Raw genomic sequence first — 17,947 nt, forward strand, 5'->3', positions numbered from 1 at the left:
TTTGCGAGAATCCTTGGACAACGAATTTATAATTTAATTTCACGCCTTCTGATATAACGCCTAACCTTACCCCTTTTTGGTTGACGGACAATTCCTACAGGGCTGTAGATGATTAGATTTTGTTGTATTCGATCTGCTGTAATCTTGACCGTCTCATTCTTTTCATCACTGCTTCGCTCGACACTTACTCTGATTAGTCAGCTTCGCCATCTGTTGATGTGTTTTTGCTTGCTACTTTCAGGTGTCACATCGGCTCAGCAGCCAGCGCCTAAGAGTGTGGCTTTCTGGTATGCAGCTTCACCACCATTGGCCGAGCTTGCTCAGTTCGACTGGAGTGTGGTCGAGCCTGTTCATCTGTCCCACGACGATGTTAACTATCTGCGTGCCCAAGGCTCCCAACCTTTTGCCTATCTATCCGTGGGCGAATTCGATGGCGATCTTAAGCAGCTGCAAAATCAAAGTTTGCAAGCCGGGGCCAGCCCAACGCGCAACGACGCATGGCAGAGTCAGGTTATGCGACTCAGCTCAGACGTTTGGCGTAATCATTTATTGCAACGAGCCAAAGCGCTCAAGGCCCAAGGCTACAGCGGGCTGTTTCTCGACACGCTAGACAGTTTTCAGTTGCTACCTAAAGACCAGCAAGAGGCTGAACGTGTTGCCCTGCGCGACTTCCTCAAACAACTGGCAAAGCAAGAGCCTGATCTCAAACTGTTCTTTAACCGTGGCTTTGAAGTCCTTCCCGAGTTGCCAGGTGTCGCGGCTGCCGTGGCTGTTGAGTCAATCCATGCGGGTTGGAATCCATCCAGGCGCAGCTATCGTGAAGTGCCCGCCAGTGACCGTGAGTGGCTTGAAGACCATCTAAAGCCGTTACGCGAACAGGGTATTCCATTAGTTGCCATTGATTATCTACCTGCCGAACGCCGTGTTGAGGCGCGCGAACTAGCTAAGCAATTGCAACGCGAAGGCTTTATCCCTTTTGTAACCATGCCCGATCTAAACTATTTGGGCATCAGCTCCATTGAAGTAAAGCCACGCAGAATCGCGCTGATATATGACCTGCGTGAAGGTGCGTTGTATCAGTCAACTGGCTTCAATGTGCTCGGTGGCTTGCTTGAATACCTGGGGTATCGAGTCGACTATTTCGCCGCTGATGAACTGCCGGATATCCCCGCAGCGGGTCTCTATGCTGGGGTTATTACATGGATGAACACTGGGTCGCCGGTGCAGGCCAGCGTATTCAACAAGTGGATCGCTCAGCGCCTTGATGAGCAGGTGCCGCTGGCGCTTTTCCAGGGACTGCCAATTTCAGATCCACAGCTTTTGCAACGTCTTGGCTTGCAATCAAGCACTGTCGATCTCAGTAAAAACGCCGAGTTGGTCAGTTATGACAAAACCTTGTTGGGCAGCTTTGAAGGGCCTGTCAAAATGCGTACGCGTGAATTCACGGCTGTGACTGCGTTGGCGAATGGCCCCACGCCTGCGCTGACCGTCAGTGATAACGGCGAGTTGTACACGCCTGTCGCGTTGGGCGATTGGGGGGGCGTAGCGCTCAGCCCGTTCGTGCTTGAGGCCACTCCCGATCAAAAGCGCTGGATTGTGGATCCTTTTGTCTTTCTGCAGCGCACATTGAAGCTAGAACCCATGCCGCGCCCGGATGTAACCACTGAGAATGGTCGACGTGTAGCGACTGTACATATCGATGGCGATGGTTTTGTTTCGCGTGCCGAAGTGCCGGGCAGTCCTTATGCCGGTGAAGAAGTTCTCCAAAGCTTTATCAAACCGCATGATTTCCTGACTTCAGTTTCCGTCATTGAAGGTGAGGTTGGGCCCAAGGGCATGTACCCGCATCTCTCGGCCGAACTTGAGCCGATTGCGCGCAAGATTTTTGCTGAAGACAAAGTTGAAGTGGCCACCCACACGTTCAGTCATCCATTTTTCTGGCGCCCGGATGATGCACTTAAGGGTGAGGGATTTGACCCCGAGTACGGTCTGATGATGAAGATCCCGGGGTACAAGGAAATTGACTTCAAACGAGAAATTAACGGCTCCACGGATTACATCAACCAGCGCCTGACTACACCGCAAAAGCCAGTAAAAATGGTTTTTTGGTCTGGTGATGCGATCCCGGATGCAGCCACCATCAAGCTGGCTTACGACAAAGGCTTGACCAACGTTAATGGCGGTAACACTGCACTGACCAATGCCTTTCCTTCACTGACCAACCTTTACCCGTTGATTAAACCCAGCGCCGGGGGCATTCAGTATTACGCGCCAGTGATCAACGAAAACGTATACACCAATCTCTGGCATGGCCCGTACTACGGGTTCCGTGATGTGATGCAGACGTTTGCCTTAACCGACAAGCCAAGGCGCTTGCGCGGGTTGCACCTGTATTACCATTTCTACTCCGGAACCAAGCAGGCCTCGATCAAGGTCATGGGCGAGATATATCGCTCGATGCATGCGGAGCATCCAATGTCCTTGTGGATGAGTGATTACATTCCGCGTATGCATGGCCTGTATCAAACCAGCATGGCTCAGCTCAGTGATGGCAGCTGGCAATTTCGCGGGTTGGACAAGTTACGCACCGTGCGTATTGAACCTGCAATGGGGTGGCCTGACTTAAGTCGTTCCAAAGGTGTTGCCGGTGTGAGGGATTTGCCGCAAGGCCGCTATGTGCATTTCAGCACGGAGTTCCCGGTTTTGGCGCTGCGTAAGACGCGTGACCCGCGTCCGGCGCTTGAAGAGGCCAATATCCCGCTGACCGGTTGGGAGTATCAAGATGATAAGACGGTGCGGGTGTCATTTTCCGGGCAATTTCCTTTGCAGTTCAGTGTCCGTGCTAATTCGGCTTGCACACTTGAAGTCGCGGGTAAGCGTTATGTAGCCAAGGCTGTAAAGGGTCTATGGCAATTTAAGATTGATAAAGCACAGGTGAATGATGTGCAGCTCACCTGTCGTTAAGAAAACCCGCTTACTTAGCCCCTGGACTCTACTGCTAATAGCCATTTTGGTCGGGGTGTTATTGGTTGTCAGTTTCTCGGGCAAGGACGCGCTCTTTCCGGACGATAACAAGCCGGATGCCGTTTCGGTCAACTACGCAGAGCTATTGCTCAAGGCCGATCCAGATAACCAGGAGTTGCGTGAGCAACTGATCGGGCAACTGATTGAGTTGGGCAGCTACGACGCTGCGCGCCGTCATATCAGTGAGCTCCCGGTTACCGCTTCTAATCTGGCTGGTTTTTTCGAGCTGGAACTGGATACCTTAGAGGCGCTGGCCAAGGTTGATGGCATTGACGCTGCCACCAATGCTGCACTGGTGGCGCGAATTCAGGCTTTGCCGCGCGCTGACCTTACCGTTGAGCAACTTAAGCGCCAAGCGCGTTATGCCTTGGCGCTAGGGGCTCCGGCCGTGGCTGCGCCAATCTATGAAACGTTGGCTGTGCGTGACCCTGAACAAAAAGCCGAATGGTTAGGGCAAGCGGCTAAGTGGTTCATGGCGGGCTCCGAGCCTGCGCGCGCGGCGGATGTTTATAAGCAGCTGCTTGCGGATGAAAAAAACCCTGAAAAGCACCTCGACCTGATCTATCAGACGGTGCGTGCCCTGCGCGGCGGCGGCCAAGAAAGCGCCGCAGCCATCTTTCTTAGTGAGCACATGGCGGCATTAAGTGGCCAGGACGCCGAGCTGCTGCATGAGGGGCTTCAGGCGGCTTTGGGTAGCAATCGTTATGATCTGGCAGTGCAGTTTGTCCGTGCGTGGCGTGATCAGCAGCCGAACGACATGCGAGCGATCCAGGCTGAGTTTGATTTATGTATGGCGTCGGGTGATATCGAGGCTGCATGGCCTCTGGGCCAAATGCTGGTCGATCATGATCTGGATAATCCAGAGCTTCTCACAACCATGGGCAAACTGGGCGAGTGGATTGAGCAGCCTATAGATGCATTGGACTACTGGGAGCGCTTGCTCGCACTGAGTGAAGACCCAGCAATTCGTGAGCATACGTGGCGCTTGGCTGCTCAGTTGTTCGAATTTGACCGAGCCATTCCTTTGCTAACTGAACTGAGTGAGATGCGCCAGCTCAGTAACGTAGAGCTCGACTCGCTGGTGTACAGCTATGAGTCTTTGGGCGAGCCTGAGGAGGAAGAACAATGGTTGCGCAACTATATCAAAGCGCAGCCTGGGCACGAGCTTGCGTGGGTGCGATTGCAACAACTGCTTGAGCGGACTCAGCAATTTGAGGCCGAAATACAAGTCTGGGCGCAGCTGGATAAGCGCTTTGGTGTGTCCACCAGCGGTCGTATCTATTGGGCGCAAGCTCACTGGCAACTCTTCGATGAGGAAGCTGCTTGGCAGGTCTTGGTCGCTAAAAATGCCCATGCCGAGAAGATCACTGATCCCGAATATTGGCGCTTAAGGGCTGAACTCGCCTGGGTGACAGAGAATGACCAGGATACGCAAGATTCGTTTGAGCGACTGCTGGCGCTCAACGAACCACTCTACAGCGCCGATCGCGAACAATTATTGAGCATTTACCAAAAGGTAGACCCGCCCAGGGCTTTGGCTTTGTTGGTGTCTTTCTGGCACGCACGCCACCAGCCTGAGCGGCTCGCCAACGCTTTGGATTTAGCTCAGCAGTTGGGCGACTGGGAGCAGTACGCCGCCTTGGTTGAGAGCGCCAACAAACTACCTGGTATGGAGAAATATCCAGCATTGTGGAATGCCCGTGCGCAATTGGCTCTTCGCGCAGGCGACAACGCCAAGGCTGAGCGCATTTATGAGCAGGCGCTGAGGCGTTTCCCTACGCAGAATATCTATCGCGAGCAGTTATTGTGGTTATACATCGCGCAGGGGCGACATGAAGATGTCGATCGGGCGCTGAATAAGTGGCAATCAATCGCCCGTGCTGACGGCATTATGTGGTTGCCGTTTGCCAGTGCCAATTTGATGCTCAATCGGACTGAGCGTGCGCTGGCTTGGTTCAAGCTTTATCTGCAGGCCAATCCGGATAACCTGTTGGTCAACGCAGCCTACGCCGACGCGCTAGAGAACTCGGGTTATCAGGAAGCTGCATTGCGCTCACGCAGCAAGCTACTCAAGCAAATGCAGGCGCAAATCTTACCAGCAGACCCGGATACATTACGCACATATTTGCGCCTGCTCGGCAGCACTCAATCGCAGAATGCAGCGACCGCGCAAGTGGTCAAGCTGGCGAGTGGCTCCAAAGCGATGCTGCAAGTATGGTTCGAGCAGTTCACGACTCAGCTCAGCGCTAACGGTCAGACTGATATAACGGGCCAATGGCTGGCGTGGGCGAGTGGCCAGGGTTTAAAGGTCGAGCGATACGAACAGTTGAGCGAGGCGCTGCGCACCATGAACAGATCACGCCTGCAAGTTGAGCTGGATCAAGGTGGCTTGGATCCTTTGCAAGAAACTGAAGTGCTTGCTGCGCTGAGTAAAGACGGTCCGGCACACGCTTATGCGCTGAGCCATCTTTCCAATCAATATCCAAATGCCGTGAGCAACCAGCTTCGCGACAGGCTCGCCGGTGTCATAGAAACTACACCACAAGGCGCTCAGTTAGGCTGGCAAAGTCAAGACTTTGGGGGACTCAAGCTGCAAGGTACTCGCACCGCAATTGCACGCAATGTCACCGATGACTGGTATGCGCGGCTCGATTTATTCGACGGCCGTTATGACTCGCAGAGCCTTGATGAAAGCGTGATTGGCACTGAGCGTAATGCCGAGCTGCTACTGCAGCACAAAATGGGCAACGGCGTGTTCGGCATTCTCTTTGATGGTAGCTGGCGTGATGATGAAGACCGCTTGGGGTTTGGTCTTTTCCGCACGCTGCAGCTGACTTCACGTGACTTACTGCGAGTTGATCTCGATGTCCATCGCGAAGCCGATGACAGTGGTTTGATGCGCGCGTTGGGCATGCGTGATGGTTTGACTGTCGGCGGCCAACATAACCTCACCGCGCGCGACCAGATAGCATGGTCGATTGGCCAGCAACGCTTCCAAACCCGTCAAGGTGATGACCTTGGCTCTGGTCAGAAGTACAGCTTGGAATACAACCACACGCTATTTTTTGCGGGACCCGCTTGGGTGCTACGCACAGGCGTGGATTATCAGCGCAATAGCCTGGAAGACACCTTGCCTGAAGATCTGCTGACACGCAGAGAAGTGGTCAATGATGATGGCGATGACTTTTTTGTGCCACTTGGTGGGGCATTAGCGGAGGACGGCGCGACACCAGAAGCCCTCCTCGAAGAGCGCTACGGACAGTTGTACTTGGGAACCAGCTGGCAGCGCGGCTTGCCCGGCTCATTGAATCGCAGTCATCCGCAGTACACCTGGTTTGTAGATATGCAGGCAGGCTGGCAGTGGGTTGAACATGAAATTAACTACGCCATCAGCACGGGCGTGGGAGTGGAGGTGCTTGGCGATGATGAGCTGGCATTTTCCATGGGTTATCAATCGGCACCACAAAACGGCGATGGCGAACCGGGTGGTACCGCTGCAATTACTTACAGCACCCGCTTTGGGCGTTGAACATTGATTTAAATGGAGGAACTGAGAATGTTGAGTATCCGTAAGCTGGCCTTGTTGGCGGTTGTTGTTGCGATTTCGGGCTGTTCAAGCTTCACCACGCCAGATGGTCAGGTGTTCCCGCGTGAAGCGCAGTGGGGCGTTCTGCCTTTGGTCAACTATTCGCAGGTACCTCAAGCAGGACAACGCAGTGAGCAGATTTTGCTCAGTGTGTTGAATGAAGAAGGGCTGCACCCTCGTTTGTATCCGGCGAGTACGCAAAGTGAATTGCCGTTAATTGATGATCGCGCACGTCTTGATGAGGCGCTGAACTGGGCGCGCAAAGAAGGTCTGGATTACGTTATTAGCGGTAGCGTTGAAGAGTGGCAGTACAAAAGCGGTTTGGATGGTGAGCCGGCTGTAGGCCTGAGCTTGCAAGTTCTTGAGCCTGCCACAGGGCGGGTACTCTGGAGCAACAGCGGTGCTCGTGCAGGTTGGTCACGCGAGAGCTTGGCTGGCACCACCCAAAAAGTTCTGCGTGAGCTGGTCGGCGAATTACAGGTTGAATAATGGCAACTGAGTCTGCTCACAAGGACTTTGCCTTGGCGCCTCGCGCCAGTGGCCATGTCTCCTGGATCGAAACCCTGTTAATCAGCGTGGTTGTCGTTGCGCTTGGTTATTGGCTGTCGCCCGCTGATCCATTGCTGGTGCATGGCTCGTTTCCATGGCTGATTCTGGTGCCATTGTTGATGGCCGTCCGTTACGGCTTTATGCGTGGCTTGATCAGTGCGTTGATTATTGTCGCTGCGCTCTTTGTCTACCGGGCCTATGGTTGGGAGCTTTATCAGGACCTGCCAGCATCATTTGTCGTGGGTGTATTGATTAGCGCGATGCTTATTGGTGAGTTTCGCGATATCTGGGAGCGACGCCTGGAACGTCTCAACATGGCCAACGAGTATCGCCAGTTGCGTCTTGATGAGTTTACCCGGGCGCATTACATCCTGCGCATTTCCCATGATCGTCTGGAGAAACGGGTTGCTGGCAATGATCAAAGTTTGCGCAGTTCACTGCTGGGGCTTCGCGCAAAAATGCGTGAACTACCGCGCGAAGGTTTGGCTATCTCGGTTTTGGCCGAATCGATCCTAACGCTGCTCGCGCAATATGGCTCATTTCGGGTGGCCAGCCTGCATTTGGTCAATGACAGTAAAACAGTGGTGCTCGAACCACTAAGCAGCATGGGCGAAGTTCGTCCTATGCTGGCGGATGATCTGCTGGTCAGGCAGTGCCTCGCGCAAGGTCAGTTGGTCAGTGTGCGTGAAGAGTTGATGGAGCGCGGTGAGCATCGTCGGCATTCGCAATATCAGGTCTGTATTCCGCTGATGGATACCGAAGACCGAATTTTGGCCTTGTTGGCAGTTGAGCAAATGCCATTCTTCTCCTTCACGCAGCGGGTACTTAGCCTGTTGATGATTCTTTGCGGACACATTGCCGACTTGCTGCAAACCGATGCGAAAACCCTGCAGCTTGCTGACTCGGATGCACAGGATTTCAGCAAGCAGATCAAACGTTCGATCAATGATGCTGTCGAGCATGATCTTGAAGCGCACATGTTTGTGATTGAGGCCAATCCAAGTGAGCATCAAGCAGCGCTGCTACGCCTGATTCAAGACAGCCGTCGCGGTCTGGATGTGCAATTGCGCACCACCAATGAGCGTGGCCATGAATGTATTCTGGTGCTGTTGCCACTGACTTCGGCAGATGGCGGTCAAGGCTACCTGACGCGGCTCAATAACATTATTCACGAGCACTTTGGTCTTGATCAGAGCTTCGAGTCGTTGGGTATTGTGATTCGCGAGTTCGATATCGACGGCCAGGGTGGGGGCGAAAGCTTGCGGCGTTTTCTGTTCAATGAGTGTGGGATCAATGATCATCAGCAAGTGGCTATTTAGCGGGGCGGTTGTTTTCGAGCTGAGCAGTTTTGCTGCTTTTCTCGAAAATCTATCCACAGTTGAGGCCACGCTGCTTTATGTCACGGCGCACGGCTTAGCGAGCTTAATGCTCAGCGCGGGTGTGTGGGTACTGTTGCCTCGTCGCTACAAACTCCCGCTACCGTGGAGTCCGATGCTGCTCTTTAGCCTGGCTTTCTTCATTCCCATACTTGGAACCCTGGGTGTGATTTTGTCGGTATTCCCGGCGCTTTATCTGCCTCGCAAGCAGAAGCCGCAGGTCTGGCATTCAATGGGCGTGCCCGAGCTGCCATTTCGCGCCCAAGAGCTTGGCCGTGACCTAATGTTCAGTGATGGTGGTTTGCAGGATGTATTGCGTCACGCGCCAAGTCCCGAACGCCGCACCATGGCTTTGATGGCCACGCGCCGGATGAATGGCAAAGACTCTATCCCGATTCTCAAGTTGGCGTTGCGCGACCCGGCGGATGATGTGCGCTTGCTGGCGTATTCGATGCTTGATCAGCAAGAAAGTCAGATCAACCAGCGAATCGAAAAGACCCTCAACCAACTGCAAAACGCTTCGGAAACACAACACGCTGCGTTGCATTCAACCTTAGCGCGTTGGTATTGGGAGCTGGCCTATATGGGGTTGGCGCAAGGCAGCGTACTTGAGCACGTGCTCAACCAGGCGCGTGAGCATGTTGAGCGTGCGCTGAGCTTAGGTGCTGGGGATGACATGCACTTGTTGGCGGCACGTATTGCCATGGAGCAGGGTTTGTTAGTCGAGGCGCGGAGTCATTTACTGGCGGCCAAGGCTGCTGGTCTAGCGCAGGAAAAAATTGCTCCATTCGAAGCGGAGATTGCATTTATACAAGGACGCTATGCCGACGTCCCTGTTCACTTGTCCCAGCTTTCTAGCGAAGCCCTGAAGCGTCCACCCTTTGGCGCGCTGGCGAGATATTGGTTATGAAATCCAAAGCGCAAAATACAGCGCCTGTTGCTGATATCTGCTTGTTGCTGGAGGGCACCTGGCCGTATGTACGCGGAGGCGTTTCCAGTTGGGTTAATCAACTGATTCTCGGTTTGCCTGAGCTGACTTTCTCGGTGTTTTTTATTGGCGGGCAACAAAGTGCATACAGTAAGCGCCAATATGCCATTCCGCCAAACGTAGTCCATATTGAAGAGCATTTCCTTGAAAGCTCATGGACCGCGGGCCGCGCAGTAAAGTCGGCCAAGCGTGAAGGGCCAAGAGCCGAAGTCAATATTCTGCATGAGTTCTTCCATCACCCGGACGAACCTCTTCCTGAGCAGGGCGAGCGAGTGCTTGAGATTCTCGCCGCGGGCGATGTGACGCTGGATGATGTGTTGCACAGTCGCGCCAGTTGGGATGCGGTGACGGAAGGCTATACCAAACATTGCAGCGACCCTTCCTTCGTCAATTACTTCTGGACGCTGCGCACTATGCAAGCGCCACTGATGATGTTGTGTGACGCCGCCATGCGCATGCCACGAGCTCGTGCATTGCACTCGATCTCCACCGGGTATGCCGGGCTGCTGGGCAGTATTTTGCAGTCACGCTGGAATTGCGCCTATGTATTGAGCGAGCACGGTATTTATACCAAGGAGCGCAAGATCGACCTGGCGCAGGCCAGTTGGATCTCCGACAGCCCGGACGAAGCGTTGAAAACAGGCATCGACTCTGAGGTCAATTACGTTCGACGCTTGTGGATCCGCTTCTTCGAGCGCATTGGCTTGCTGGCTTACCGCTCGGCCAATCCAATCACGGCTTTATATGAAGGCAATCGTCAGCGCCAACTTGCCGACGGTGCCGACCCTCAACGCGCGCGGGTCATCCCCAACGGCATAGCGATGGATGTCTGGAGCAATGCTGTTGAGCAGCGTCCAGCGGGAATTCCACCGATTGTTGGTTTGATCGGTCGAGTTGTACCGATCAAGGACGTAAAAACCTTCATCCGGGCGATGCGTGGAGTAGTCAGTGCGATCCCCGAAGCTGAAGGTTGGATTGTTGGGCCCGAGGAAGAGGATCCAGATTACGCCAGCGAGTGCCATAGTTTGGTGGTCAGTCTAGGCCTGCAAGACAAAGTGAAGTTTCTGGGCTATCGCAACATTCGCGAGTTGTTGCCCGAGCTCGGCATGATGGTCCTGACGTCAATCAGTGAAGCCCAGCCGTTGGTTATTCTTGAGGCCTGGGCTGCCGGAACTCCTGTTGTTAGCAGTGATGTGGGCTCTTGCCGAGAAATGATTGAGGGGGTTGAGGGGGACGACCGGGCATTAGGCCGTGCCGGAGAGGTGGTCGCTATTGCTGACCCTCAGGCAACTTCGCGGGCTATCGTCAGCTTGCTCAATGATGCGCAACGCTGGCATGCCGCTCAGGCTGTTGGCTTGAAGCGGGTCAATACCTACTACACAGAGACTCTGATGCTGCAGCGCTACCGCACACTTTATCGCGATGCGATTGCCATGGAGGGTCAATAAAATGGCTGGCATTGGTTTTGAGCTGCGTAAGATTCTTTCACGAGACTCCTACACTTCGACATTGCGAGCCTACGTCTATGCGGGCTTGATTGGATCAGGCCCATGGGTACTGTCAATTCTGAGCGTGATGATGATCGGTGTGCTCAGTCTCGGTATCGTGGTTCCCGAGCTGCTTATCAGGCAGTTTCTGATTACGGTCACCTACTTGATGGCAACTTCGTTGATCATCACGGGTGGCGTCCAGCTGATGTTCACCCGCTTCATCTCAGACCGTCTATTTGAAAAGGCCAATGACAAGATCCTGCCTAATCTGGTGGGTATGTTATTGCTGGTCACCATCGGCGCGGGGGTGCTTGGGTTTGTGTTGCTGGCGACACTCTTCGACACCCCCTTCATCTACCGCCTGCTGGTGGTGTCGAACTTTGTAGTGTTGTGCAACCTGTGGCTGGTGATCACCTTCCTATCCGGGATGAAGGCGTACAACCGGATATTGCTGGTGATGCTTACGGGTTACACGTTGATGGTGCTGTGCGCCCTGTTACTACGTTTTCTGAAGATGGAAGGCTTGCTGCTCGCTTTCCTCATTGGTCACGCCAGCCTGCTATTTATGTACTTGTTCGATATCTTGCGTGAGTACCCGGCTAAACAGTTGGTGGCGTTCGACTTCTTTAAGCGTCAGCAAGTGTTTTATAGCCTGTTGGTCACGGGGCTTTGCTACAACCTTGGCGTGTGGATCGACAAATTCATCTTTTGGTATACGCCGGCCACCTCAAGCCAAGTTATTGGGCCGTTACGCGCCTCTATTTTGTATGACCTGCCCATCTTCCTTGCGTATTTGGCGATTATTCCAGGTATGGCGGTGTTCTTGGTGCGAATCGAAACTGACTTCGCCGAGTGGAACGAGCGGCTGTATGTCGCTATTCGAGGCGGGGAAACCCTGCAGCATATTGGCCAGTTAAAAGAACAGATGATTTTGTCTATTCGCCAAGGCTTGCTGGAGATTTGTAAGGTTCAGGGTGTCACCGTGACGTTGCTGTTCCTGCTGGCGCCGCAACTGCTCGAATGGCTAGGCATCTCCAGCCATTACTTGCCCCTCTTCTATATAGACTTGATAGGGGTGAGTATCCAAGTGGTGTTCATGGCCCTGCTGAACGTGTTCTTCTATTTAGACAAGCGCGCCATCGTGCTTGAGTTGTGCATCTTGTTTGTCGTGCTCAACGCCGCGCTGACTATATTAAGCATCTATATGGGGCCGAGCTTCTTCGGCTATGGCTTCACCCTATCCTTGCTGGTCTGTGTGCTGTTGGCCTTGGGCCGCTTATCAAGCTCGCTGGATGATCTGGAGTATGAAACCTTCATGCTTAGCCGTTAATACGCGGGTTTGAAGGTTTTTTGGATTAGATCCGCAATAAACCCTTGACGGCAAATCTGAGGTGCCTATAATGCGCACCTCTTCCGGCGTAGACCTATCGGAAAACCTCTTGTAAAACAAGAAGTTAGCTTAAAAAGAGGGGTTGCAAAGCAACGAAAGTTGTGTAGAATGCGCCGGGCTCTGAAGGGTGTTTTAGATGGCCTTTAGAGTGATCGCCACGGTGATCGAAAGCGGTAGAAAAAGAGGTGTTGACAGCGGTTTTGAACGCTGTAGAATGCGCCTCCCGCTGACGAGAAGCTGGTTTGATCGGAAGCGCAAGTGGTTGAGTAGAAGCGGTTTTCTGCGGAAAAGAACTTCGAAAAACAGCTTGACAGTAAATGAGGCTGCTGTAGAATGCGCGCCTCGGTTGAGACGAAAGACTTAACCAACCGCTCTTTAACAACTGAATCAAGCAATTCGTGTGGGTGCTTGTGAGGTAAGACTGATAGTCAACAGATTATCAGCATCACAAAGCAACACTCGTTAATTCGAGAGTTACCTTACATTAATTTGTAAGTTTTGCGATTGCTGAGCCAAGTTTATAAGGTTTTCTCAAAACCTAATTGCAGTATTAAACTGAAGAGTTTGATCATGGCTCAGATTGAACGCTGGCGGCAGGCCTAACACATGCAAGTCGAGCGGTAACAGGAGGTAGCTTGCTACTTTGCTGACGAGCGGCGGACGGGTGAGTAATGCCTAGGAATCTGCCTAGTAGTGGGGGATAACGTTCGGAAACGGACGCTAATACCGCATACGTCCTACGGGAGAAAGTGGGGGATCTTCGGACCTCACGCTATTAGATGAGCCTAGGTCGGATTAGCTAGTTGGTGAGGTAATGGCTCACCAAGGCGACGATCCGTAACTGGTCTGAGAGGATGATCAGTCACACTGGAACTGAGACACGGTCCAGACTCCTACGGGAGGCAGCAGTGGGGAATATTGGACAATGGGCGAAAGCCTGATCCAGCCATGCCGCGTGTGTGAAGAAGGTCTTCGGATTGTAAAGCACTTTAAGTTGGGAGGAAGGGCAGTAAATTAATACTTTGCTGTTTTGACGTTACCGACAGAATAAGCACCGGCTAACTCTGTGCCAGCAGCCGCGGTAATACAGAGGGTGCAAGCGTTAATCGGAATTACTGGGCGTAAAGCGCGCGTAGGCGGTTTGTTAAGTTGAATGTGAAAGCCCCGGGCTCAACCTGGGAACTGCATCCAAAACTGGCAAGCTAGAGTACAGTAGAGGGTGGTGGAATTTCCTGTGTAGCGGTGAAATGCGTAGATATAGGAAGGAACACCAGTGGCGAAGGCGACCACCTGGACTGATACTGACGCTGAGGTGCGAAAGCGTGGGGAGCAAACAGGATTAGATACCCTGGTAGTCCACGCCGTAAACGATGTCAACTAGCCGTTGGATTCCTTGAGAATTTAGTGGCGCAGCTAACGCATTAAGTTGACCGCCTGGGGAGTACGGCCGCAAGGTTAAAACTCAAATGAATTGACGGGGGCCCGCACAAGCGGTGGAGCATGTGGTTTAATTCGAAGCAACGCGAAGAACCTTACCTGGCCTTGACATGCTGAGAACTTTCTAGAGATAGATTGGTGCCTTCGGGAACTCAGACACAGGTGCTGCATGGCTGTCGTCAGCTCGTGTCGTGAGATGTTGGGTTAAGTCCCGTAACGAGCGCAACCCTTGTCCTTAGTTACCAGCACGTAATGGTGGGAACTCTAAGGAGACTGCCGGTGACAAACCGGAGGAAGGTGGGGATGACGTCAAGTCATCATGGCCCTTACGGCCAGGGCTACACACGTGCTACAATGGTCGGTACAAAGGGTTGCCAAGCCGCGAGGTGGAGCTAATCCCATAAAACCGATCGTAGTCCGGATCGCAGTCTGCAACTCGACTGCGTGAAGTCGGAATCGCTAGTAATCGTGAATCAGAATGTCACGGTGAATACGTTCCCGGGCCTTGTACACACCGCCCGTCACACCATGGGAGTGGGTTGCACCAGAAGTAGCTAGTCTAACCTTCGGGGGGACGGTTACCACGGTGTGATTCATGACTGGGGTGAAGTCGTAACAAGGTAGCCGTAGGGGAACCTGCGGCTGGATCACCTCCTTAATCGACGACATCAGCTTCCTTATAAGCTCCCACACGAATTGCTTGATTCATTGCGAAAGACGATTGGGTCTGTAGCTCAGTTGGTTAGAGCGCACCCCTGATAAGGGTGAGGTCGGCAGTTCGAATCTGCCCAGACCCACCAATTGTTGAGGGGTTAGGCCTTGGATGTAAATGGGGCCATAGCTCAGCTGGGAGAGCGCCTGCCTTGCACGCAGGAGGTCAGCGGTTCGATCCCGCTTGGCTCCACCACTTTACAGATTGCTTGATTCGTTTTTGTTAGTGTTCAGAAATGAGCATTCCTACTGAAGGGTAGTTGAATGTTGATTTCTGGTCTTTGACTAGAAAGAAAATCGTTCTTTAAAAATTTGGGTATGTGATAGAAGTGACTAATTGATTACTTTCACTGGTAATTAATTTGGTCAAGGTAAAATTTGTAGTTCTCAATTGCAAATTTTCGGCGAATGTCTACTTCACGTTATAGACAATAACCAGATTGCTTGGGGTTATATGGTCAAGTGAAGAAGCGCATACGGTGGATGCCTTGGCAGTCAGAGGCGATGAAAGACGTGATAGCCTGCGAAAAGCTTCGGGGAGGTGGCAAATAACCTTTGATCCGGAGATGTCTGAATGGGGGAACCCAGCCATCATAAGATGGTTATCTTGCACTGAATACATAGGTGTAAGAGGCGAACCAGGGGAACTGAAACATCTAAGTACCCTGAGGAATAGAAATCAACCGAGATTCCCTTAGTAGTGGCGAGCGAACGGGGACTAGCCCTTAAGTTGATTAGAGATTAGCGGAACGCTCTGGAAAGTGCGGCCATAGTGGGTGATAGCCCTGTACGCGAAAATCTCTTTTCAATGAAATCGAGTAGGACGGAGCACGAGAAACTTTGTCTGAATATGGGGGGACCATCCTCCAAGGCTAAATACTACTGACTGACCGATAGTGAACTAGTACCGTGAGGGAAAGGCGAAAAGAACCCCGGAGAGGGGAGTGAAATAGATCCTGAAACCGTATGCGTACAAGCAGTGGGAGCAGACTTTGTTCTGTGACTGCGTACCTTTTGTATAATGGGTCAGCGACTTATTTTCAGTGGCAAGCTTAACCGAATAGGGGAGGCGTAGCGAAAGCGAGTCTTAATAGGGCGTTTAGTCGCTGGGAATAGACCCGAAACCGGGCGATCTATCCATGGGCAGGTTGAAGGTTGGGTAACACTAACTGGAGGACCGAACCGACTACCGTTGAAAAGTTAGCGGATGACCTGTGGATCGGAGTGAAAGGCTAATCAAGCTCGGAGATAGCTGGTTCTCCTCGAAAGCTATTTAGGTAGCGCCTCGTGTATCACTGCTGGGGGTAGAGCACTGTTTCGGCTAGGGGGTCATCCCGACTTACCAAACCGATGCAAACTCCGAATACCAGCAAGTGTCAGCACGGGAGACACACGGCGGGTGCTAACGTCCGTCGTGAAAAGGGAAACAACCCAGACCGTCAGCTAAGGTCCCAAAGTTATGGTTAAGTGGGAAACGATGTGGGAAGGCTTAGACAGCTAGGAGGTTGGCTTAGAAGCAGCCACCCTTTAAAGAAAGCGTAATAGCTCACTAGTCGAGTCGGCCTGCGCGGAAGATGTAACGGGGCTCAAACCATACACCGAAGCTACGGGTTCATCCTTTGGATGAGCGGTAGAGGAGCGTTCTGTAAGCCTGTGAAGGTGAGTTGAGAAGCTTGCTGGAGGTATCAGAAGTGCGAATGCTGACATGAGTAACGACAATGCGAGTGAAAAACTCGCACGCCGAAAGACCAAGGTTTCCTGCGCAACGTTAATCGACGCAGGGTGAGTCGGCCCCTAAGGTGAGGCAGAAATGCGTAATCGATGGGAAACGGGTTAATATTCCCGTACTTCTAATTACTGCGATGGAGGGACGGAGAAGGCTAGGCCAGCACGGCGTTGGTTGTCCGTGTTTAAGGTGGTAGGCTGGAATCTTAGGTAAATCCGGGATTCTAAGGCCGAGAACTGATGACGAGTTGTCTTTTAGACGATGAAGTGGTTGATGCCATGCTTCCAGGAAAAGCTTCTAAGCTTCAGGTAATTAGAAACCGTACCCCAAACCGACACAGGTGGTTAGGTAGAGAATACCAAGGCGCTTGAGAGAACTCGGGTGAAGGAACTAGGCAAAATGGCACCGTAACTTCGGGAGAAGGTGCGCCGGTGAGTGTGAAGGGTTTACCCCGTAAGCACATGCCGGTCGAAGATACCAGGCCGCTGCGACTGTTTATTAAAAACACAGCACTCTGCAAACACGAAAGTGGACGTATAGGGTGTGACGCCTGCCCGGTGCCGGAAGGTTAATTGATGGGGTTAGCTAACGCGAAGCTCTTGATCGAAGCCCCGGTAAACGGCGGCCGTAACTATAACGGTCCTAAGGTAGCGAAATTCCTTGTCGGGTAAGTTCCGACCTGCACGAATGGCGTAACGATGGCGGCGCTGTCTCCACCCGAGACTCAGTGAAATTGAAATCGCTGTGAAGATGCAGTGTATCCGCGGCTAGACGGAAAGACCCCGTGAACCTTTACTATAGCTTTGCACTGGACTTTGAGTTTACTTGTGTAGGATAGGTGGGAGGCTTTGAAGCGTGGACGCCAGTTCGCGTGGAGCCAACCTTGAAATACCACCCTGGTAACCTTGAGGTTCTAACTCTGGTCCGTTATCCGGATCGAGGACAGTGTATGGTGGGTAGTTTGACTGGGGCGGTCTCCTCCTAAAGAGTAACGGAGGAGTACGAAGGTGCGCTCAGACCGGTCGGAAATCGGTCGTAGAGTATAAAGGCAAAAGCGCGCTTGACTGCGAGACAGACACGTCGAGCAGGTACGAAAGTAGGTCTTAGTGATCCGGTGGTTCTGTATGGAAGGGCCATCGCTCAACGGATAAAAGGTACTCCGGGGATAACAGGCTGATACCGCCCAAGAGTTCATATCGACGGCGGTGTTTGGCACCTCGATGTCGGCTCATCACATCCTGGGGCTGAAGCCGGTCCCAAGGGTATGGCTGTTCGCCATTTAAAGTGGTACGCGAGCTGGGTTTAGAACGTCGTGAGACAGTTCGGTCCCTATCTGCCGTGGACGTTTGAGATTTGAGAGGGGCTGCTCCTAGTACGAGAGGACCGGAGTGGACGAACCTCTGGTGTTCCGGTTGTCACGCCAGTGGCATTGCCGGGTAGCTATGTTCGGAAAAGATAACCGCTGAAAGCATCTAAGCGGGAAACTTGCCTTAAGATGAGATCTCACTGGAACCTTGAGTTCCCTAAAGGGCCGTCGAAGACTACGACGTTGATAGGTGGGGTGTGTAAGCGCTGTGAGGCGTTGAGCTAACCCATACTAATTGCCCGTGAGGCTTGACCATATAACACCCAAACAATTTGCTGTTTGTGTGTCATAACAGAAGTTGATG

Annotated in this window: 7 protein-coding genes, 2 tRNA genes and 2 rRNA genes; all 11 read left to right on the top strand. The window is 52.6% G+C overall.

From position 1 onward, the window contains the following. Positions 1 to 108: 108 nt before the first annotated feature. Positions 109 to 2,964, top strand: a complete 2,856-nt coding sequence (locus B9K09_RS00780; protein WP_371917425.1) for an endo alpha-1,4 polygalactosaminidase — start codon at positions 109 to 111, stop codon at positions 2,962 to 2,964. Then, positions 2,939 to 6,553, top strand: a complete 3,615-nt coding sequence (locus B9K09_RS00785) for a tetratricopeptide repeat protein (RefSeq protein ID WP_087515028.1) — start codon at positions 2,939 to 2,941, stop codon at positions 6,551 to 6,553. The genes B9K09_RS00780 and B9K09_RS00785 overlap by 26 nt, the downstream gene beginning before the upstream one ends. A gap of 27 nt (positions 6,554 to 6,580) precedes the next feature. Continuing rightward, the gene (locus B9K09_RS00790) at positions 6,581 to 7,099 is read left to right on the top strand and encodes a penicillin-binding protein activator LpoB (protein ID WP_087515031.1); all 519 of its coding nucleotides are present in this window, start codon (positions 6,581 to 6,583) and stop codon (positions 7,097 to 7,099) included. Next, on the top strand, positions 7,099 to 8,478 hold the full coding sequence (locus B9K09_RS00795) for a PelD GGDEF domain-containing protein (RefSeq protein WP_177408619.1): 1,380 nt from the start codon (positions 7,099 to 7,101) through the stop codon (positions 8,476 to 8,478). Before B9K09_RS00790 ends, B9K09_RS00795 begins: the two co-directional genes overlap by 1 nt. Continuing rightward, entirely contained in the window at positions 8,456 to 9,445 is a 990-nt protein-coding gene (locus B9K09_RS00800; RefSeq protein ID WP_087518921.1) for a transporter, read from the top strand. Before B9K09_RS00795 ends, B9K09_RS00800 begins: the two co-directional genes overlap by 23 nt. Continuing rightward, positions 9,442 to 10,971, top strand: a complete 1,530-nt coding sequence (pelF, locus tag B9K09_RS00805) for a GT4 family glycosyltransferase PelF (protein WP_087515035.1) — start codon at positions 9,442 to 9,444, stop codon at positions 10,969 to 10,971. Before B9K09_RS00800 ends, pelF begins: the two co-directional genes overlap by 4 nt. 1 nt (position 10,972) lies before the next feature. Beyond that, positions 10,973 to 12,343, top strand: coding sequence for an exopolysaccharide Pel transporter PelG (gene pelG / locus B9K09_RS00810; RefSeq protein ID WP_087515038.1), 1,371 nt, complete (start codon positions 10,973 to 10,975; stop codon positions 12,341 to 12,343). Positions 12,344 to 12,955: 612 nt separating this feature from the next. Next, positions 12,956 to 14,498 (top strand): 16S ribosomal RNA (locus B9K09_RS00820). Between the two features lie 65 nt (positions 14,499 to 14,563). Continuing rightward, positions 14,564 to 14,640: transfer RNA gene (locus B9K09_RS00825), tRNA-Ile, on the top strand. Between the two features lie 31 nt (positions 14,641 to 14,671). Continuing rightward, positions 14,672 to 14,747: transfer RNA gene (locus tag B9K09_RS00830), tRNA-Ala, on the top strand. Positions 14,748 to 15,007: 260 nt separating this feature from the next. Continuing rightward, positions 15,008 to 17,899 (top strand): 23S ribosomal RNA (locus tag B9K09_RS00835). Together the 16S and 23S rRNA genes with 2 tRNA genes alongside form the textbook arrangement of a ribosomal RNA operon. Positions 17,900 to 17,947 lie beyond the last annotated feature (48 nt).

It is taken from the genome of Pseudomonas sp. M30-35 (genome assembly GCF_002163625.1).
Lineage (GTDB): Bacteria > Pseudomonadota > Gammaproteobacteria > Pseudomonadales > Pseudomonadaceae > Aquipseudomonas.